At 66.9% G+C, this 20,518-nt stretch carries 17 protein-coding genes; 6 read left to right on the plus strand and 11 right to left on the minus strand.

The window, feature by feature from the left end; genetic code table 11:
- Positions 1-3 precede the first annotated feature (3 nt).
- The 11 genes from AC2FAN_RS21475 to AC2FAN_RS21525 all read right to left on the minus strand — a co-directional run bounded on the left by AC2FAN_RS21475 (position 4) and on the right by AC2FAN_RS21525 (position 12,143).
- Complete coding sequence (locus AC2FAN_RS21475) at positions 4-585, minus strand: cob(I)yrinic acid a,c-diamide adenosyltransferase (RefSeq protein WP_485176235.1); 582 nt, start codon at positions 583-585, stop codon at positions 4-6.
- A 59-nt stretch (positions 586-644) separates the two neighbouring features.
- Positions 645-1,241: an acyloxyacyl hydrolase gene (locus AC2FAN_RS21480; RefSeq protein ID WP_265050195.1), complete on the minus strand. Its 597-nt coding sequence runs from the start codon at positions 1,239-1,241 to the stop codon at positions 645-647.
- A 156-nt stretch (positions 1,242-1,397) separates the two neighbouring features.
- The gene (locus AC2FAN_RS21485) at positions 1,398-1,586 is read right to left on the minus strand and encodes a twin transmembrane helix small protein (RefSeq protein WP_265050194.1); all 189 of its coding nucleotides are present in this window, start codon (positions 1,584-1,586) and stop codon (positions 1,398-1,400) included.
- Positions 1,587-1,648: 62 nt separating this feature from the next.
- Positions 1,649-2,929, minus strand: a complete 1,281-nt coding sequence (locus AC2FAN_RS21490; RefSeq protein ID WP_485176236.1) for a glycosyltransferase family protein — start codon at positions 2,927-2,929, stop codon at positions 1,649-1,651.
- A 128-nt stretch (positions 2,930-3,057) separates the two neighbouring features.
- On the minus strand, positions 3,058-3,849 hold the full coding sequence (locus tag AC2FAN_RS21495) for a polysaccharide deacetylase family protein (protein ID WP_485176237.1): 792 nt from the start codon (positions 3,847-3,849) through the stop codon (positions 3,058-3,060).
- On the minus strand, positions 3,846-4,982 hold the full coding sequence (locus AC2FAN_RS21500) for a glycosyltransferase family 4 protein (protein ID WP_485176238.1): 1,137 nt from the start codon (positions 4,980-4,982) through the stop codon (positions 3,846-3,848). Before AC2FAN_RS21500 ends, AC2FAN_RS21495 begins: the two co-directional genes overlap by 4 nt.
- Positions 4,983-5,006: 24 nt before the next feature.
- Positions 5,007-6,152: an ABC transporter permease gene (locus AC2FAN_RS21505; RefSeq protein ID WP_265050190.1), complete on the minus strand. Its 1,146-nt coding sequence runs from the start codon at positions 6,150-6,152 to the stop codon at positions 5,007-5,009.
- 41 nt (positions 6,153-6,193) lie between these two features.
- A complete protein-coding gene (locus AC2FAN_RS21510) occupies positions 6,194-7,192 on the minus strand; it encodes an ABC transporter permease (RefSeq protein WP_265054918.1) in 999 nt (332 codons plus the stop codon).
- Positions 7,193-7,198: 6 nt separating this feature from the next.
- Complete coding sequence (locus AC2FAN_RS21515; RefSeq protein WP_485176239.1) at positions 7,199-9,169, minus strand: ABC transporter substrate-binding protein; 1,971 nt, start codon at positions 9,167-9,169, stop codon at positions 7,199-7,201.
- Entirely contained in the window at positions 9,166-11,046 is a 1,881-nt protein-coding gene (locus tag AC2FAN_RS21520; protein WP_485176240.1) for an ABC transporter ATP-binding protein, read from the minus strand. The genes AC2FAN_RS21515 and AC2FAN_RS21520 overlap by 4 nt, the downstream gene beginning before the upstream one ends.
- Positions 11,047-11,141: 95 nt before the next feature.
- Complete coding sequence (locus AC2FAN_RS21525) at positions 11,142-12,143, minus strand: polysaccharide lyase family 20 protein (RefSeq protein WP_485176241.1); 1,002 nt, start codon at positions 12,141-12,143, stop codon at positions 11,142-11,144.
- Positions 12,144-12,287: 144 nt separating this feature from the next.
- Here AC2FAN_RS21525 and AC2FAN_RS21530 point away from each other — a divergent pair, with 144 nt between their 5' ends.
- From AC2FAN_RS21530 to AC2FAN_RS21555, 6 genes are all read left to right on the plus strand, one after another.
- On the plus strand, positions 12,288-15,023 hold the full coding sequence (locus AC2FAN_RS21530) for an ABC transporter transmembrane domain-containing protein (protein WP_485176242.1): 2,736 nt from the start codon (positions 12,288-12,290) through the stop codon (positions 15,021-15,023).
- Positions 15,020-15,469: a Crp/Fnr family transcriptional regulator gene (locus AC2FAN_RS21535; protein ID WP_265050185.1), complete on the plus strand. Its 450-nt coding sequence runs from the start codon at positions 15,020-15,022 to the stop codon at positions 15,467-15,469. Before AC2FAN_RS21530 ends, AC2FAN_RS21535 begins: the two co-directional genes overlap by 4 nt.
- A gap of 16 nt (positions 15,470-15,485) precedes the next feature.
- Positions 15,486-17,318: an adenylate/guanylate cyclase domain-containing protein gene (locus AC2FAN_RS21540; protein WP_485176243.1), complete on the plus strand. Its 1,833-nt coding sequence runs from the start codon at positions 15,486-15,488 to the stop codon at positions 17,316-17,318.
- Positions 17,319-17,393: 75 nt separating this feature from the next.
- Positions 17,394-18,056: a class I SAM-dependent methyltransferase gene (locus AC2FAN_RS21545; RefSeq protein ID WP_485176245.1), complete on the plus strand. Its 663-nt coding sequence runs from the start codon at positions 17,394-17,396 to the stop codon at positions 18,054-18,056.
- A complete protein-coding gene (locus tag AC2FAN_RS21550) occupies positions 18,053-19,303 on the plus strand; it encodes a glycosyltransferase (RefSeq protein WP_485176246.1) in 1,251 nt (416 codons plus the stop codon). Before AC2FAN_RS21545 ends, AC2FAN_RS21550 begins: the two co-directional genes overlap by 4 nt.
- Complete coding sequence (locus tag AC2FAN_RS21555; protein ID WP_485176247.1) at positions 19,300-20,445, plus strand: glycosyltransferase family protein; 1,146 nt, start codon at positions 19,300-19,302, stop codon at positions 20,443-20,445. The genes AC2FAN_RS21550 and AC2FAN_RS21555 overlap by 4 nt, the downstream gene beginning before the upstream one ends.
- The last annotated feature ends 73 nt before the right edge of the window (positions 20,446-20,518 follow it).

Here is a 20,518-nt window from a genome sequence, read left to right on the forward strand (position 1 = left end):
GCCTCAGCGGTTCTGGCCGGGCACCCAGAGAACGTCCCCGCCGGCCTTCGCATTGAGAAAGCGGGAGGCGACGAACAGGAAGTCCGAGAGGCGATTGATGTATTTGAGCGCGGGCGCGCCGACTGCTTCGTCTTCCGTCGCGGCGAGTTCGGTCATCAGCCGCTCGGCCCTGCGGCTGACGGTGCGGGCGAGATGCAGATGCGTCGCCGCGGGCGTTCCCCCGGGCAGCACGAAGGAGCGCAGGGGGCTGAGGCTCTCGTTCATCCGGTCGATCTCGGTCTCGAGACGGTCGACCTGTGCCTGGACGATCCGCAGCGGCTCGAAGGCGAGGGGCTTATCGGTCTCCGGCGTGGAGAGGTCCGCGCCGAGGTCGAAGAGATCGTTGCTGACGCGGCCGAGCATGGCGTCGACCTCGGCGTCCTCCGCCGCAGCGTGAAGGCGCGCCAGGCCGATGCAGGCATTGGTCTCGTCGACCGTGCCGTAGGCCGCGACCCGCAGGTCGTATTTCGGGCGGCGCGGACCGGCCGTCAGCCCTGTCGTGCCGTCGTCGCCGGTGCGGGTGTAGATGCGGTTGAGCTTGACCATGCCACGCTTATAGCGCGGCCTCGACAAGACGGAAGCGCGGTTTCCGCGCGGTCCGTCCGCTAAAAAGTATAGCCGAGCCGGGCGCCGATATTGGCCGGCCCGCGCGTGGAGGAGCCTGTCCGGTCGGAACAGCCGGCCGTGCTGTAATGCTCGAGCGTGGTGACGAGGCTCCATCGGTCGGACAGCCTTACGCCGAGAGCCGCGGCCTCGCGCGTTCCGGTGTTGCAGCCGAGGTTGAGGCGATTCTCGGGGACGACCGCGCCGGTCTTGCCGTCGTTCAGGGCAGCGCCGAGGCTGGCCTCGACGAAGACATCCCGCGTGACGTCGAAGGTCCAGGTCGCGCCGGCATAGGCGTAGCGCGTGCCGTTCACGTTCAGGCTGGTGCCCAGGTTGAAGCGTGGGATGAAGGCTGCGGCGATGCGGTCCTGCAGCGGGATCAGACGGGGCGTGAGCAGTTCCGCCCCCATGTTCAGCAGTCCGCTCTCGCGCCCCTTGGGATTGGCGAGGCCGGCGCCGATGCGCGCTTCCCAGGCCGGGGCGGGCGCTTCGGTCGCCGGAGCGTAGCTGGAGACGCTGCCGGACAGGGAGCGGGTCTGCGCGGCAGCGGACAAGACGGGCAGGCAAACGGCAAGAAGCAGCAACGCGACGCGAACCATGGGCCTTCGGCGATGAGAGGGCAGGCAGGCGTTAGTGAAGCACACACACTCGTGTCCGGAATGTGGCGGAGCCGCTCGATCCGAGGTCTCGTCCACACCTTCATGTGCTTGAAATTCAAATAATATCAGTCTGTTAGGCGAAAGGTCGCAGTCGCGTCAGCCGTTGCGCCACCAGAGCACGATGACGATGAGGATGATGGCGACGAACTGCAGCACGACGCGCAGCCGCATCAGCCTCTGCGAGGTGTTGGCGCTGCCGCCCCGCAGCATGTTGACGAGGCCGAGCAGCAGCACGATGGCGACGGCGCCGACAGCCACGGAAACGAGAGTGTTCGAAAACGTCATGGGAGACAGCCTCTAGAACGGCGCTTGAGCATTGGCCAGCGGCGTGACGTCGCGAGGCTGGGTCAGCTCGTCGCAGCGCTTTGCGCGAGGGCGCGGCCGCGCACCGGCTGCGACAGGTCGTCGGCGAGTGCCCGGCTGAGCGCCGGCAGCCCTTCGAGCAGATCGGGAACGAAGGCCTGGGAGGGCGGCTGCCGCTTCGGCAGGGCATGCAGGGCGGCGGCCATAACGAGCGGATCGCGCTCGCCTTCGCCGGTCTGGGAGGGGTCGCAGAGCATTTCGATCAGGCTGAGCTCATCGGCGCGCTGCGCGCGGATCGCCTGTTCGAGGCGCGGCTTCACGCGCGGCACGATCAGGGCCGGTTTGTCGAAGGAGAGGATTTCGCAGAAGGTGTTGTAGCCGCCCATCGCCACGACGCAGTGCGCGCGATTCATCAGCAATTCGAGACGGGGCTCGAAGCCGAGCCCTTCCAGCTTCGGGTTCCGAGCGATCCGCTCGGCGAAATCCTTGCGCTTCTCGCGGGACATGAACGGCCCGAAGACGATCAGCGCCGGAAGCGCGATGGTCGGGTCGGCCTCATAGGCCGAGATCACCCAGTCGATCACGCCGGCACCGTCGCCGCCGCCACCGGGCGTGACGAGGATGAAGGGCTGCTTGGTGATCCGCGGGTAGCGGTTGGGCGGCATCGGACTTGGGACGGCGCGCTTCAGATAACCCAAATAGCGGGTCTTCTCGGCGAAGCGATCCTGATCGGGCAGGCCGGCGAGCGGCTGGTAGATATCCTCGAGCCCGTAGACGAAGATGTCGTCATAGATGGTGTCGAGCGCTTCGAGCGCCCCGCTGTGACGCCACTCTTCCAACAATGTGGCGGGATCGTCGAGGACATCGCGCAGACCCAGAACGATGCGCGCGCCGCGGCGGCGCAGGATGTCGAGCGACGGCTTCAGTTCGCCGCGCAGGCCGACGGGCTCCTTGTCGACGATGACCACATCGGGGTCGAAGGACAGCACGGTCTGCTTGATGATGTCGGAGCGGAGGCGGAGCGTGTCGCTCAGATCGAGATTGAGGTGGTGCGGCTCGTAGCGGCCATCGCTCTGCTTCTCGATGCCGGGAATGCGGACATAGTCGATGCCGTCGCCGAACTGGAAGCTCGAGACCACCGAGGAGCCGGAGACGATGATGACCGAGATGTGCGGGAAGCTCGCGATCAGCGCGTTGGCGATGGCCCGGCAGCGGCGGATATGGCCGAGCCCGAAGGTATCGTGGCTGTAGATCAGCACGCGCGGAGCATGCGAACTGCGCGGGGCCCTTTCGGCTCCGGCCAGATCGACGACGTTGGAAGACATCGGACGCCGCCCCCCACAAAGGCCAGACGACCTCTTGGCGAGGACGAACGCAGCTGCAGACAATTCTAAGGGGCTTATAGCGCGGCGATCTCTGTCTACCAAGCCCGGCCTGCCGCTTCGCGCAGTGATTACATCGGCTGATGCGAAGCGACTGCGACGGGGGAAAGGAGCGTGGCCGGATCGGCCAGGCGGATGGCGGGATGAGCGGCGGCAAGACGCAGGACATCGTCGAGGACGGCCCAGGCGTTTTCGTCGTGATCGCGGTGATGGAGAAGCAGGCCGAGCGTGGCCGTCCGCTCCGAGCCGCTTTCCCGCATCCCCGTGAGCAGCGCGGCGATTTCAGGCAGGAGCTCGTCCGGACGGCGCCCGATGCGGCCGCCATGCCAGTCCATCACATCGACATGCGTATTGAGCAGCCGGGGGCCGCCCGCCGGGCCGTGGCGATAGCCGCGAAAGCAGGACAATCCGGAAAAGCCCAGGCTGCCGAGGCGGGCGGCGTGGCTGGGGTCGATACGATTCCATGGCGGCACGAAGATCGGCAGGGTATCGCTGCGGATCAGGTCGTGGAGACGGTCGCGCCCCTGCGCGATCTCGCCGTCGACGATCTGCGCCTCGCGCTCGATGCCGAATTCCGACTTCTTGGCGCCTCCAGGGGCATGATTGCGATGCCAGACGCCGTGCTGGCAGGGGCGCAGCAGGGGCATTGCGCGCAAGGCCGAAGCGAGGGCCGGTTCGGCCAGCATCGGAATGACGGCCAGCAGCACGGGGGCGCCATGGCGCTCGGCCAAACCCGAGAGCCGCGTCAGCGCCCGGCTCGGGGCGATCGCGTCGTCGTCGCGGAGCCAGATTCGGAGCTGCCGGCCGGCAAACTGCCAGTTGTCGAGCTCCTGCGAGAGTGCCTGCCAGTGCGTTTCGCTCATGATGCCGCAGGCCTGACGGCTTTGAGCTTGTCGAGGCGGTGACGACAGGCAAGGTCTAGCCCCTCGGCCAGCGTCCTAGCGGCGCGCGCCGTCGTGCGCTCCTCCAGCACGAAGCGCCGCGCGGCCGTTCCCATCCGCTCGCGCCGGCCCTTGTCGCGCAGCAGCGCGGTGAGGGCGTCGGCGAAGGCCGCCTCATCGCCTTCCGGAGCCAGGAGGGCCGTCTGCCCCGCCATGACGGTCGCGGATACGCCGCCGCTGTCGAAGGCGACGACGGGCAGCCCCACCGCCTGCGCCTCGAGATAGACCAGGCCATAGGCCTCACGCATGCCCGGCCAGACGAAGATGTCGTGCCTTGCCAGCTCGTCGAGGGCCTGCTCGCGCGGAATCAGGCCGAGCCAGTCGATGCGACCCGGCGGCAGGTCGGCGAAGGCCTGCTCGATCTCGGTTCTCTGGCGGCCATCGCCAACGATGCTCAGCCGCCAATCCTCGCCGGGGATGCGGTGGAGAATGCGGGCCAGCGCCAGATAGCTGGCCTGCTTCGTACCCTCTCGCATCATGGCGATGGTGATCAGGCGCGGCGGGCCGGCATGGTCGCGCGGCCGAGGAGGCTCGTTCTCGAATGCGATGAAGGGCGGGAGCTCAAGCAGGGCGGTGCCGGGCTGGCGCCAGGGTTCGAGGCCCTGGCGATCGCGGTCGGTGAAGTAGAAATGGACATCCCCCGCCGAGAGGCCGCGACGGACGATCTCGGTCTGGGCGCTCCACTCGTCGAAGGCACGCCGTTCGGAGTCGCTCGCCTCCGCCGTGACATAGGGGATGTCGAGGGCGGCCGCGATCTCGGGGCCGAGCAGGTCCGGTGCGCGATAATAGTTGTGATAGGTGAACCAGAGATCGGGGCGCGGCGCGCCGGCGCGATAGCCTGCCAGCAGGCCTTCGCGCAGCCGGTGCGCCTCGTCGCAATGATGATCGAAGCAGGTCCGCTCCGCGCTGCGCATATAGCCTCGCCTCGTCCGGACGGGCTCGACGACGTGACCCAACATCTCCAACGCGGCGACGAGCTGGCGCGCCATGCGCCGGTCGCCGGAGACGCCGCCATCGTCGAACAGGTTGAGCGGGGTGTGGAATGCGATGCGCAAGATGGTTCTGCGAAAGGCGATCGGTCAGCGATAGGGGTCGGCAGCGTCGCGCAGGCCGTCGCCGAGGAAGTTGAAGGCGAGGATGATCACGATCACGGGCACGACCGGATAGAGCAGCCAGGGATAAAGCGCCACCACGTTGATGTTCTGCGCCTCGTTCAGCATCACGCCCCAGCTGGTGATCGGGGGCCTGAGTCCGAGGCCGAGGAAGGAGAGCGCGGTTTCGCCGAGAATGGTCTTCGGGATGGTGATCGTCGCCGAGGCGATGAGATGGCTCATGAAGCCCGGCACGAGATGCAGGCCGATGATGCGGGCGGGCTTCGCGCCCATCAACTGGGCGGCGACGACATAATCCTCCTCGCGCAGCGACAGCAGCTTGGAGCGGACCGAGCGCGCGAGCCCCGTCCAGTCCATCAGGCCGAGGATGATGGTGATGCCGAAATAGACCACCAGCGGGCTCCATGACGGCGGCATGATCGAGGCGAGCGCCAGCCAGAGCGGGATATGCGGCAGCGACTGCACGATCTCTATGATGCGCTGGACGACGAGATCGACCCGGCCGCCGTAATAGCCGGCGATGCCGCCGATGATGACGCCGAGGACGAATGAGACGGAGACGCCGAGCAGGCCGATGGAGAGCGAGATCCGCCCGCCATAGAGGATGCGCGAGAGCATGTCGCGGCCCAGCCGGTCGGAGCCGAGGAAGAAGAAGGTGCCGTCCTTCGGCGGGCAGACCAGGCGCAGATTGCCCGGGATCATGCCCCAGAACATGTAGCTGTCGTCGCCGCGGCAGAAGAAGCGCAGCTTCTGCGGGCGCGTGTCGTCGACTTCGTATTCGCGCTTCAGGTTCTCCATGTTGAGCTGCATCTTGTACGGGTAGACGAACGGCCCGATGAAGCTGCCTTCATGGAAGAGATGCACGCTCTGGCTGGGCGCGCGGATGAAGTCGGTATTGCGCGTCGTGTAGTGATAGGGCGCGAGGAATTCGGCGAAGGCCGCCATCGCGTAGATCACCAGGATGACAAAGGCGGAGATGACCGCGAGCTTGTGCTTGCGGAACTTCCACCACATCAGCTGCCATTGCGAGGCGAGGTAGACCCGCTCCTGCTCCGGCGTCATGTGCTCGGTGGCATAGGGCTCGAACGGCGCGGTCGAGGCCGCGTGCGGCAAGGGCGCGCCGTCCGGGGGGAGCGTACTGAGCGAGTTCGCCGTCACTTGGTCGCAGTCCCCTGCAGGCGGATTCGCGGATCGAGGATGGCGAGCGCGATATCTGAGATCAGCACGCCGATCACGGTCAGGAAGGACAGGAACATCAGGAAGGAGCCGGCGAGATACATGTCCTGGCTTTGCAGCGCCCTGATCAGCAGCGGGCCGGTGGTCTGCAGTGACAGCACGATGGCGACGACCTCGGCGCCAGAGACGATCGAGGGCAGGATGTCGCCGATGTCCGAGATGAAGAAGTTGAGCGACATGCGCAGCGGATATTTCCGCAGCGCCTTGCCGGGCGGCAGGCCCTTGGCGCGGGCGGTGACGTAGTACTGCTTCTGCAACTCGTCGAGCAGGTTGGCGCGCAGCGCCCGGATCATGCCGGCGGTGCCGCCGGCGCCGATGATGATGACCGGGATCCAGAGGTGCTCCAGCACGGATCTGAGCTTGGCCCAGCTCATCGGCTGGTTGAGGTAGTGGGGGTCGACGAGCCCGCCGATCGAGGTGCCGAACCAGACATTGGCGAAATACATGAAGACCAGCGCCAGCAGGAAATGCGGCACCGCGAGGCCGATGAGCCCGATGAAGGTCAGCCCGTAATCGCCCCAGCTATATTGATGCGTGGCCGAGTAGATGCCGATCGGGAATGCCACGACCCAGGTGAAGATGATCGTGGCGAAGGAGACCAGCATCGTCAGCAGCAGGCGATCGCCGACGATCTCCCTGACCGGCCGCTGATACTCGAAGGAATAACCCATATCGCCCTGGAGCAGGCCCGTGACCCAGCGGAAATAGCGTTCGACGGGGGGCCGGTCGAAGCCGTATTCCTGTTTCAGGAACTCGATGCGGCTCATATCGGCCTTTTCGCCCTGGGCCTGCATCTCGGCCGCGAGGGTCTCGAAATAGTCGCCCTCGGGCAGGTTGATCACAGTGAAGATCAGCGCGCTGGTGACCAGCAGCGTCGGGATCATGATCAGGATGCGCTTGAGGATGTAGCGAAACAGCACGGATCAGCCCTTGGTCGCTTGCCGATCGGTCTCTGGCCGGTCGAACCAGAAGGTGTCCGGCATGTAGCGGCCGATGAAGGCGCCGGGCTCGAAGCTGTAGAGACCTTTGTCCGGCACGTTGCGCAGGTCGCGGGAGACGACGATCGGCTGCAGCGTGCTGTTGATGACGCCGATGGTAAACACCTGCTCGGCGTTGATCACCAGCATCTTGCGCCAGATCGCGCGGCGCTGGTCGCGCGTCGAGCTCATGCGCCATTCCTCGTAGAGCCGCACCAGCTCGTTCGCTTCGGGCACGGCCGGCCGTTCGCCCTCGCGGCCGCTGCTCTCGATGAACTGCCCCCAGCGCGGCCACTGGAACTGCGCCGAGGATGTCGGAGCCAGCGCGTCGGGCTCCATGTCCGAGGTGACGAGGGCGTTGTCCATGCCGGCCCAGGCCGACATCACGGTCTGGCCGGCGACGATGCGGCGGCGGAAGACGTCGCGCTGGGTGGAGCGCGGATAGATCTTCATGCCGACATTGAAGAAGTCCTGCTTGAGCAGATCGAGGATGTCGGTCTCCTCGGTGTTCTCGCCTGCCGTCTCGATGGTGAATTCGAGCCTGCGGCCGTCCGAGAGCAGGCGCACGCCGTCGTCGTCGCGCTTCGTCAGGCCGATCTCGTCGAGAAGCCGGTTTGCCAGCGCCGGATCGTGCTGGGTCCAGAGCGAGGCGAGAGTGGCGTCGTAGAGCGGGCTCTCGGGCAGGGCCGTGTTGCCGCTCTCCCTCGCAAGCCCGAAGAAGATGACCTTGTTGACGTCCGCCCGGTTGATCGCGACCGAGATGGCGCGGCGATAGCGGACATCGCGGTTGAGGTCGCGCCAGACCGGGTCGATGGCGTTCAGGTTCGGCATCAGGGAGAAATAGGCGCCCTCTGCCCGCTTCCAGAGCTTGACCTCGAAGTTCATCCGTTTCGAGGCCTCCTTCAGGAAGGTGTAGTTGTCGAAGCGGAGATAGCGGGCCTGCAAATCGGCCTCTCCGGCGGCGGCCTTGGCCGGGATCAGCGAACTCGTCCCAATCGTCAGCGTGACCTGATCGGCATAGGGCAGTTGCCGTCCCTTCTCGTCGACGCGATGGAAGAAGGCGTTGCGCTCGAAGACGAACTGCTCGGCCGGCAGCGGCGTGGTGTTGCGCCAGGGCTCCAGCGTCGGCAGCTTTGGGTTCTCCGGCCGATACATGCGCGACAGGCGTTCGTGCAGCGCGCCCCAGTCGCGGACGCGGTTCTCCTTGATCCGCTGGGCCAGCTCGTGCTTGGCCGCATGGCGCTCATGGAACTGCTTGAGATAGGCCGAGGGCATGAAGATGTAGGTAGGCTGTGCCCCTGCCAGGGCCGGCAGAAAGATCGGGTTGGGCGCATCCCAGCTGTAGCGGACTTCGGTGGGGCTCAGCACCTCGAAGAGAGGCGCGTTGCCGCCCGCGAGCAATGCCTGCGGCGGGCCGCCGGGCGAGAGGCGCTGGTTGTTGGCGATATCTTCCCACCAATAGCGGAAATCCTCGGTGGTGAAGGGCGAGCCGTCGGACCAGCGGTGCCCGGCGCGCAGGCGCAGCGTGAAGATACGGCCGTCCTGGACTTCGCAGCTCTCGAGCACGTCCGGCACCAGCTCGAGATTGTCGTCGTAGACCATCAGGCGCGTATAGCCGTAGAGCGTCATCATCCGGACGTCGCGCTGGTCGCCCATCAGCATGCGGATGTTGCCGCCGTGGCGGCCCGGGGTGCGCCCGAGCTTTTCAAGCTCGATGATGCGGGGAGGGGCGGGCAGGCGCTGCGTCACCGGCGGCAGCGAGCCGGCCGCGACCTTGTCGGCGAAGAAGCGGCTGTCGATCGGCGCGGGCGGGTTCTGCTGGGCGAGCGGGCGGCGCGGCAGCGCGGTCGCGGCCAGGGCGGCCGTACCCAGGAGCAAGGCGCCGCGGCGCGTCGTCTTCGGATGGCGCGAGGTCATGGGACCATCTCCCGGACATCGGCATTGAGCCGCGCGAGGACGTAATGACCCTCGCCGAGCGGCAGATGTGTCAAGGCGGAGGCATCGGAGCCGACCCGGAAGGCGTCGCCCCAATGGCTGTCGTCGGAGGCACCGCCCGGGGCGGCGAGCTTGAAGTCGAGCTTGCGGTCGAGATCGGCGAAGGGCACCGAGCGCAGCAGCGCCTTGGTATAGGGATGGACGGGCCGGGTGAAGAGCGTATGGCGCGGCGCCAGCTCGACGATGTGGCCATTGGCCATCACCGCGATACGGTCCGCCATGTAGTTCACCACCGCGAGATTGTGGGAGATGAACAGGAAGGTCAGCCCCCGCTCGGCCTGAAGGTCCTTGAGCAGGTTGAGGATCTGGGCCTGGACGGAGACGTCGAGCGCCGAGACGGGCTCGTCGCAGATGATCAGTTCCGGATCGAGCGCGAGGGCGCGGGCGATGCCGATGCGCTGGCGCTGGCCGCCGGAGAAGGAATGCGGATAGCGGTTGAGGAAGCGGACATCGAGCCCGACATCCTGCATCAGCGACCTGACGCGTTCGTCCTGCGCCGCCGAGTCGCCCCGGTCGTGGATGGCCAGCGGTTCGCGCAGGATGTTCATCACCGTCATGCGCGGCGAGAGCGACGAGACCGGGTCCTGGAAGATCATCTGGATGCGCGGGCGGAAGTCGCGCAACGCCTCGCCCCGGAGCCCGAGCACGTCGACTCTTTCCTGGCCGTCGTCGAAGATCACCTCGCCGGAATCGGCGGTGACCGCGCGCATGATGATCTTGCTGACCGTCGTCTTGCCGCAGCCGCTCTCCCCGACGAGCCCGAGACACTCACCGCGACGGATGTCGAAGCCGACATTATCGACCGCCTTCACCGTGCTCAGCGTGCCCTTGCCGAAGAAGCTGCGCGAGCCGGTGACATAGGTCTTGTGGAGGTTGCGGACGCGCAGCAATGGGGCGCTGTCGGAAGCCGGCCGAGACTCCGGGCGAGGGGCTGCCACGGGCCGGGCCCTCGCCTCACGCAGCGCGACGAGGCGCTCGCCCTCCTGCATGTCGAAATGCGGCGAGGCGTTGAGGAGCGCCTTGAGATAGGGGTGGCGCGGGCGGCGGAAGATGTCCTCGACCGGGCCGCGCTCCATGATCTCGCCGTGGAAGATCACCACCACCTCGTCGGCCATGTTGGCGACGACTCCGAGATCATGGGTGATGAGCAGGATCGCCATGCCCATCTCGGCCTGGAGATCGCGCATCAGGTCGAGCACCTGGGCCTGGATGGTCACGTCGAGCGCCGTGGTCGGCTCGTCGGCGATCAGCAGCGCCGGCTGGCAGATCAGCGCCATGGCCAGCATGGCGCGCTGGCGCAGGCCGCCCGACAACTCGAAGGAATAAAGCCCGTAGGCGCGATGCGGATTCTTGAAGCCGACGCGCTTCAGCATGGCCTCGATCAGGCCGCGCGCCTCGGCCTTCGGCATCGGCCGATGCAGCTGCAGGGCCTCTTCGATCTGGTTGCCGATGGTGTGGACCGGCGAGAGCGAGGACATCGGCTCCTGGAAGATCATGCCGATGCGTCCACCGCGCAGCGCCCGGATCTCCGGCCCTTCGGAGGGCAGGGCGGCGATATCGATCACCGTCTCGGGCGCCAGCGGGTCTCGGAACAGGATCTCGCCACCGGTCACCGCGCCGGCGCGGGGCAGCAGGCCCATGATGGCCTGCGAAATCACCGATTTGCCGGAGCCGGACTCGCCCACCAGCGCGACCGTCTTGCCGGCCGGCACGCGCAGGCTCGCCCCCTTCACCACCTCGCGGTCGAGGCCATGAACGGTGAAGCCGATACGCAGATCACTGATGCGCAGAATATCCATGATCGAACTGACGACGCCCCGGAACCGTCCGCTTTTTACGTGACGTCACTAGACGTCGAAAGTTCCGCCTTGCCAACGAGTTTCGACAAATCCGGTCATTCGAGCGGGCATTGCCCGAGACGGATGACATCGCTGCAACGGGGTCCGCGACGGAAGTCGTCGTAGCTGACGCTCCAGGGCAAGTGGGCCGGCGCACGATAGGGACCGAACTTGAAGTACTGGTTCGTATCGAGGCCGGGGCCGCTATGGCCGATATGTCCGCGTATCGTCACGATCCGCACGCCGTCCGCCATGACGTCGACATGTCCGTTCCCTCGAGGGCCGGGCTGCGAGCGGATGACGAAATCGATCCAGCCCTTCTGCGCGGGAGGCAGATCGGCATGGTGCGTGACCTGGATGTCCGGCGCGCAGGCGTTGAAATAGCTGGGATAATTCTCCCGCACCGCGCCGGCTTCTATCGCCACCAGAGCGCGTGTCTGACGGGCCTGCGGGCGGTCCAGCACGAGCGCTTCGCCGGGGCGGCAGCCATCCCGTCTTTCCGGGCCTCCGATCGGATAAGAGGGCACGCGGTCCGTCTCGACGGTGATGCCGAGGCTCCCCCGGTAGAGCCGGATCGCAAGGAACGGCGAATAATCGCCCTCGGCCATCGGAATGATCTCGCGCTTCCACTGCGCGATCACATATCTGCGATCATCCTGCGGCAGCGGGTCGTCGAGGCGCAGCGCAAGTCCGTACCAGACCGTGCTGCGATAGGGGACCAGAACCTCGGGGCGTTCCCAGACCTCGGCCCGCTCGCTGCAGCCAATGGTCTGGGGCAGGCAAGCCCCCGTCGCCGTGAGACTCAAGGCGCCCGTGCCGCGAAGGGGCGCGGAATCTCCGAAAACGACCCGGCCCGCGCGCTGCTCGAAGTTCTGCTTGTAGAAAAGCCCGCCTTCGGGCGCGAAACCGGTTTGATCGAAGCTATCATGCAGCGGAATGGACGCGTTGTCGGGCGTGGTCTCCGGCTGTGCAGAGCCCGCGGGCGGGGCAAGGATCGCGGCGACGGCGCAGATGACGGCGGCGCAGCCACGGGCCGCGCGGAACGATAGACGGCTCACTTCTCCCCCCGGATGCCGCCCGGACCGGGCGGCCACCCAAGGTGGCCCGCATTGCACTCTGCCGCAACCTCACCACATATGGTCGCTTTCAGGGGTTCGGCCCCGGCATGACAACGCCACCGGCGTTCGCGACAGGATTGCCCTTTGGAATCCAACCTCTTCCGTTATATCTGGCAGAAGAGTCGCGGCGAGCAGATCATCGTCCTGCTGATCATCGTTGTCTCGATCCCCTTCAACTGGGCCTCCTTCGACGTCCCCAAGCGGATCGTCAACGACGCCATCCAGGGCGGGGCTTTCAGGAACGGCAAGATGACCGCCACCTTCATGGAGTTCACCCTCCATCTGCCAGCGTGGCTGGGCGGCGCGAGCTACAAGATATCCGAGGGCTTCCAGGTCGGTCAGGTCGGGCTTCTCATGGGGCTCTCCAGCTATTTCCTGCTGCTGGTCCTGATCAACGGCGCCTTCAAATATATCGTCAACGTCCGCAAGGGCATCCTCGGCGAACGCATGCTGCGGCGCATGCGCTACGACCTGTTCAGCCAGCTGATGCGCTTCCGCCCGGAGGAGATCCGGGCCGTCAAGCCGGCCGAGATCGCCAGCATGATCAAGGACGAGGTCGAGCCGATCGGCGGCTTCGTCGGCGACGCCTTCATCCAGCCGGTCTTCCTGCTCAGCCAGGCCTTGACCGCGCTTGCCTTCATCATGGCGCAGAGCTTCTGGCTGGGGTCGATCGCGCTGCTGATCGTGCTCGCTCAGGCGATCATCATCCCGATCTTGCGCCGGGAGCAGCTACGGCTCGGCCGCGAGCGCCAGATCGCCTCGCGCCAGCTCGCAGGCAGGATCGGCGAGATCGTCGATGCCGGGCCGATGATCCAGGGGCATGGCGCGACCGCCTATGTCCAGTCCGACATCGCGGGGCGGCTGGGGCGGCTCTTCGACATCCGCTACGCGCTCTACAAGCGCAAATTCGCGGTCAAGTTCCTGAACAATCTGCTGGCTCAGGTCACGCCGTTCTTCTTCTACGCGATCGGAGGCTATTTCGCGCTGCAGGGGCGCCTCGACATCGGCCAGCTCGTGGCGGTGATCGCGGCCTATCGGGACCTGCCGCCGCCGATCAAGGAGCTGATCGACTGGGACCAGCAGCGCAACGACGTGACGATCAAGTACGATCAGGTCATCTCCCAGTTCAACAGTGACGACACGCTCGTCCTCGACGAGGCAAATGGCTGCTCGCCCCTGCCGCCCAAGGGCGAGATCCGGCTGGAAGCCGTGCAGATGCTGGACAATCGCAGCCAGCCGCTGCTCACGCCGCTTTCGTTCAGCCTGCAGCGCCCCGGCATCGTCGCGGTCATCGGTCCGCATGGCGGCGGCCGGGATATGCTCGGCCGCATCCTCGGACGGCAGGCGACGAACTATACCGGCCGCGTCGTCATAGACGGCGAGCTGCTCGCCGACATGTCGGTCGAGCGGGCTAGCCATCTCATCGGCTATTCGGGCGACGAGGCCGAGGTCATCGCGGGGACGATGCGCGACAACATCCTGTTGCCGTTGAGGCGGCGCCGGCCGAACCTCAAATCCGAAGGGCCCGTCTCGACCGAGGAGCATCGCCGTTTCGTCGAGGCGGTTCGCTCGGGCAACTCGCCGTTTCCGTTCGAGGCGGACTGGACGGATTATGAGGGCGTCGGGGTCGCCGATGCAGCCGAGCTCGCGGCGCGGGTGCGCGAGCTGCTCGACGTGTTCGGCTGCACGCGGGACGTGTTCGAGCTCGGCCTGGGAGGCAAGGTGATGCCGCCGGTGAGCGAGCAGGCGACCGAGCGCATCATCACCGCCCGGCGCGTCGTCGCGGCGGAGCTGGAGCGCATCAAGCTCGGCGGGCTGATCGAGCCCTTCGTGCTCGATCGCTACAACCGGAACGCCTCGATCGCCGAGAACCTGATCTTCGGAACGCGGACCAGCGCCCGGTTCGACAATGCGACGCTGCTTTTCGAGCCCTATGCCCACTCGATCCTCAAGGCGGAGGCCCTCGTCGAGCCGTTGGCCGAAATGGGCGGGCGGATCGTCGCCACGGTCGTCGAGATCTTTGCCGGGCTGCCCCAGGGCCATGCGCTGTTTGAACGCTATTCCTTCGGAGAGAACTTCGATTTCGAGCGCCTGAACGAATTGGCGGATATCCTGGCCAAGCACGATATGCGGAGCCCGCTCGACCAGGAGACGGAGCGCGATCTGGTGGCGCTGGCGCTCGGCTATATCGAGCCGAAGCATCGGTTGAACCAGATCGACGAACGGCTCGAGCGCCGCATCCTCAGGGCACGCGAAAGCTTCCGCAAGCATCTGCCGGCGGATGCCGCTGCCGATGTGGATTTCTATGCTCCGGACAAGGTCATGCTCGGCGCGAGCGTCCGCGACAACCTGATGTTCGGCCGCATCGGCTACGGCATTCCCGATGCGGGCCGCAAGGTGGCGGAGATCGTGCTGCAGGCGCTGGAGCGCTCGGGGCTCGGGGAGGCACTCTATCGTCTCGGGCTGGATACCGAGAGCGGCATCCGCGGGCGTTATCTGCCGACGCGGCTGCTGCACGCCATTCCCCTGGTTCAGGCCCTGGTCAAGGCGCCGCAGATCGCCGTTCTCGACATCTCGGCCCTGCTGGCGATCTCCGACGAGCCGGAGAAGATCGTCGCCCGGCTGCGGAGCTATTGCGCTGGAATGACGCTGTTTCTTCTGTTGGGAGATGCTACTCTCGTCGAGGATGTTCCGATGCAGGTCGTGTTCCATGGCGCGACCGGCACGGTCGAAGCGGGTGGGGCGCCCGAGGCTGCCAACGATGCCGACGACCTGGCATCGCGCTTCGCGGATGCCCGGCGAATGGAGGCGCGATCATGAGTCTGGAAACCGATCTCAGCTGCCTGCGCGGCCTGCCGCTGTTTCGCGACATGCCCGCTTCGCGGCTCAAGCTCGTCGCGCTGATGGGCGAAAGACTGCATTTCGAGGCGGGCGCGACGCTGATCAGCCAGAAGGATCGGCTGGACGGCGTCTACGTCATTCTCGAGGGCGAGGTCGAATTCTCGCAGCCGCGCGAGGATGGCGAGGGGCGGCGGTTCCAGAAGGACGCCGGCAGCATCACCGGCGACGTGTCGCTGCTCAGCGGCCAGCCCTTCATCGGCACGGTCAGTGCGCGGACGCCGGTTCTGGCGCTGAGGATTCCGAAGGATCTGTTCTTCGAACTGCTCCACACCGTGCCGGAATTCAGCCTCGCGGTCTGTCGCGACCTGGCCGAGCGCGTCCATCGCCTCGCCAGCGTGCTGCTCCGCGAGCACGAAACCGTTTGATGAGGTCGGGCCTCGCATGAATCGGCCAGCAGCCGCCGGTACGCAGCGCACGGGCACGGCCCGCAGCGGCATGGGCGCAAGCATGGACCAGGTCTCGTCCTGGAGCCGGGACATCCGGCTGATTTCGGGCCTGATCCTGCTCGCCTTCGCGACGACGCATTTCCTGAACCATGCCGTGGGCATCCTCGGGATCGGGGCCATGGAGCGCGTGCAGGACTGGCGCTACGGCCTGTGGCACTCGTGGCTGGGCTCGGTCCTGCTCTACGGTGCGCTCGTGGTCCACCCGCTCTTCGCGCTGCTGCGCGTGGTCCAGCGCCGCACGTTCAAGATGCCGGTGCGCGAGATGCTGCAGATCGCGCTCGGCCTCGCCATCCCGCTCCTGCTCGTCGACCACATCATCAGCACGCGCGTGATGGGCATCTATTTCGGTGTCGACGAGACCTACCACGCCGTGCTGCGCCGGCTCTGGCCCGATCGTGCCGTGCTGCAGTCGCTGCTGCTGCTGCTGGTCTGGACGCACGGCATGATCGGCATCCACTTCATGCTGCGCTCGCGCGACGCCTACCATCACTGGCGCGATCCGTTTCTGCTGGTCTCGATCCTGATACCGATCCTCGCACTGATCGGATTCATGGTCGCGGCGCGCGAGGCCGAGCGGATGGCGCTGCCGCCGGAATTCGTCACCGACGCGCAGCGGATGATGTTCGATCGTGACGTCATGTGGGGCAAGGGAGGCTTCTACGGGCTGGTCTGCGCCTTCGTGCTGTTCGTCGGCATTCGTGAGATCCGGGTGCGGACGACGCGCCAGATCACCGTGCGCTTCGTCGGCCATGGCACGCGCCGGCTGGCGCCGGGGCCGACGGTGCTCGAGATGTTCCGCCGTTTCGGCATTCCGCATGCGGCGCTCTGTGGCGGTCGGGCGCGTTGCGCCACCTGCCGCGTGCTGGTGATGGACGGCAACGACAGGCTGCCGGCACCGGGGATGAACGAGGCCCGGCTGCTGCGACGCATCTCTGCGCCTGAGGGGGTCAGGCTCGCCTGCCAGATCAGGCCGCATGACGATCTGCAGGTGCAGATCCTGCTCGCATCTCGGCTGAACGCCACCGGCGCGCGGCCGCTGCAGCCCGACGACGCGATCAACAAGCGCGGCCTGACGGTCGTGGTCGCCGATCTCAGGGCCTTCTCGGCGCTCTCGGAGCGGCAATTGCCGCGCGAGCTCATCGGCCTGCTGAACCGGTTCTTCGACGAGATGAGCCAGGCCATCACGGCCCATGACGGGCGCATCGACGCCTTCTATGGCGACGGCTTCATGGCGGTGTTCGGGCTGGAAGGATCGCAGGCGCGCGGCGCGCAGGCGGCGATCAATGCGGCGGCGGACATCGTGCGGGCAGTCGAGGCGCTCAACCGCGAGTTCGGGGCGGCGCTGCCCCTGCCGCTCCGGATCGGCATCGGCATCCACACCGGCGATGCCATCACCGGCGCGGTCGAGAACGACAATCTCGGCCGGCGCGAGATCACGGTCGGCGAGACGGTGATGATCGCGAGCCAGCTCGAATCGGCGACGCGGCGGGTGCTGGCCGATGTCGTGGTCTCGGAAGACACGATCCGGACCACCGGGCGCAGCTATGCCGGCACGGTGCCGCTCAAGATCGCGATCAAGGGGCGCGAGAAATCGCTCACCGCCTATGGCTTCGCCAGCGCGCCTGAAGTCGCGCGCCGCAAGCGCGATGACGCTGCCAACGCCGCGATGCCAATGCCGGCCGCGGCGAAGCCCGCGGATGAGGCGACCGAGGCCGTGGAGGTGGCGGAAGTGGCGACCGAGCCGGGCGAGGCAACTCCGCGCGATTGATCGGGCATGCGAGGCTGGCCTTTGCCGAAGCTGCTGCCTATGGTCCCGCCGAGCTTTGCCGACAACGACGGAACCATGACGCCCGAACCGCCTTGCGAGGCCTTCCACGACCTGCTGCGCGGTATGGCTGCGCTGTCCGGCAACCGCATCGTCGCCGATATCGCGCGCCTCTACGGCAAGGGTGCGCCGCCCGATCTGTCGATCGCCTGCAATCACAAGCAGATCGCGTCGAAGCAATGGCTGGTCGAAGCATTGGCTGAGCACTGTCCGAAGCCTGCCGGCCCGGTCTGGGTTCTCGGCGCCTGGTACGGCGTGCTCGGCGCGATGCTGCTCGACGATTCCAGGCTCACCGTCGATCAGGTCGTGAGCCTCGATGTCGATCCGAGCTGTGCCGAGGTGGCGAAGACCCTGAACCATCGGCACGTCGGTTCCGGACGCTTCCGGGCCGTGACGGCCGACATGATGACGATGGATTTCGGGGCGCAATCCCTGGCGCCGGGGCTCGTCATCAATACGAGCTGCGAGCATCTCGGGGATGTGCCGGGCTGGGTCGCGACGCTGCCGGCCGGGTTGCCGCTCGTCCTGCAATCGAACAACTATTATCGCGAGCCCGATCACCGCAGCTGCGTGCCCTCGCTCGATGCCTTTCGCGAGCAGGCGGGGCTTGCGGAGATCTGGTTCGCCGGGGCGCGGCCGACGAAGAACTACACGCGTTTCATGTTGATCGGCCGGCGATGAGCACGGGCGCTGTGCCGCGTGTCGCGGTGGCGATGAAGGGCTATCCCCGGCTCTCCGAAACGTTCATCGCGCAGGAATTGCTCGGGCTGCAGCAGCGCGACCTCGCCTTCGAGATCTGGTCGCTGCGGCATCCGACAGACGCCGCCAAGCATCTGATGCACGGCCAGATCGCCGCTCCGGTGCGCTATCTGCCGGAATATCTGCATGACGAGCCGGGGCGCGTGGCGCGCGGCATTCTCAATGCCGTCTCGCGTCCTGGCCTCCTGCGGTTGTTGCCGGTCTTCCTGCGCGATCTCGCGCGCGACAGGACGCGCAATCGCCTGCGCCGCTTCGGCCAAGCCTGCGTGATGGCGCGCGAGCTGCCACCGGATATCCGGCATCTGCATGTGCATTATCTGCACACGCCGGCCTCGGTGATCCGCTATGCCGCGCTGCTGCGCGGTCTGGGCTGGTCCTTCTCCGCCCATGCCAAGGACATCTGGACGACGCCGGACTGGGAAAAACGCGAGAAGATCGCGGACGCCGCATGGGGCGTGACCTGCACGCAGGACGGCTTTCGCGAGCTGGCGAGGCTCTCCGAGCGGCCGGACAAGGTCGCTCTCGTCTATCACGGCCTCGACCTCGCGCGTTTTCCGGCGCCGGGACCGCGATCCGCGCGCGATGGTGCCGATCCGGCCGATCCGGTGCGCTTCGTCACGATCGGGCGTGCCGTGGCGAAGAAGGGCTTCGACGATCTGCTCGAGGCGCTGTCGCGGCTTCCCGGCCCGCTGCACTGGCGGCTGACCCATATCGGCGGCGGCGAGATGCTGAAGGCGCTGCAGGAAAAGGCGCGCGCGCTCGGCATCGCCGACAGGATCGTCTGGGCAGGTGCCAAGGCGCAGGACGAGGTCATCGCCGCGCTGCGCGACGCCGATCTCTTCGTCCTGCCCTCGAAGCAGGCGGGGGATGGCGATCGCGACGGCCTGCCCAATGTCGTGATGGAGGCGGCGAGCCAAGGCTTGCCGATAATCGCGACCGATTTCGCCGGCATCCCGGAGTTCGTCCGGCCGGGTATCGAGGGGCTTCTGGTGCCGCCCGGCGATATCGACGGGCTGGCCGGAGCGCTTATGGAGTTGGCCGGCTCGCCCCAGCGGCGCGCGGAGCTGGGGGACGGGGCCTTTGCGCGCCTGACCGGTTCCTTCTCTGCGGCGGCGGGCCTCGACAGGATCGCTGCCCGGCTGCGCGCTTCGGCTGGCGAATCGCGGTGAGCGCGACAATTTTCATCGCGGTGACGCATCTGCTCGGCTCGGGCCATCTGGTGCGTGCGGCCAATCTGGCGCGGGCGCTGGCCGGAGAGGGGTTCGCGGTCACGCTTGCCAGTGGCGGCATGCTGCTGCGGGCGATGGAGCAGGAGCCCTTCGCTTTCGTGCAGTTGCCTCCGGTGCGGACGGAGGGCGTCGACTTCCGCACGCTGCTCGACGAGGCGGGTCAGCCGGTCGCACCGGGGCGTGGGGCGGAACGTATCGCCGTTCTGGAGGCGCTGGCGGCCGAGCTGCGGCCCGATGTCGTGATCACCGAGCATTTCCCGTTCGGACGCCGACAATTGGCCGCCGAGTTCCTCGCCCTGATCGCCGCGGCGCGAGCGGCCAATCCGAAGGCGCTCGTGCTGTCCTCCGTCCGGGATGTGCTGGTGACGCCGCGCCCCGACCGTATCGCGGAGGCGCAGCAGCGGCTCGCCGCGCTGTTCGATGCCGTGCTGGTCCATGGCGATGCGGATTTCCTGCCGCTGGATCAGTCATGGCCGGTCGATGCAAGGCTGGCAGCCAAGCTGCTCTACACCGGCTACATGGCGGAGGCGCCGGCCATCGCCGCGCCGATCGAAAACCGCGAAGTGCTGGTCTCGGGCGGCGGCTCCGCCGCGGCCGTGCCCTTGTTCGAATTGGCCATCGCGGCGGCCAGGCTCGGTTCGCCGCAGCGGCGCTGGCGCATCCTCGTCGGGCGAGCAGTCGGCGAGGATGTCTTCGGCCGGCTTCGGGCGGAGGCGCCGGCCCATGTCACGGTTGAGCGGGTGCGGCCCGACTTTCCGGCTCTTCTCGCCGGCTGTGCTATTTCGATCAGTCAGGCCGGCTACAACACGGTGCTTGATCTCGTCGCCGCGTGCCGCCCTGCAATCGTGGTGCCGTTCGATGCCGGCGGGGAGACGGAGCAGGCCATCCGGGCCGCGGCAATGGAAGAGGCCGGGCTTGCACGCTGTCTGCGCCTTTCGGGGGAAGGGGCCCTGACGCCGGCTGATCTGGCGGTGGCGGTCGAAGCCGGCATCGGCGCCGTGCCGCCGGCAATCGGCCTTGCACTTGATGGAGCGCGCAATGCGGCCGCAATCGTGAAACAGCTTCTGGCGCAGCGCGTTTGAAGCAGCGGGGCAGTGAGCCGGCATGCCCTTTGCGAGGGCCGGGATGCAGCTTTGCGAATTGCCGCTTCCAGTC

The sequence above is a fragment of the Allobosea sp. RIT-PG3_2 genome (genome assembly GCF_057321085.1).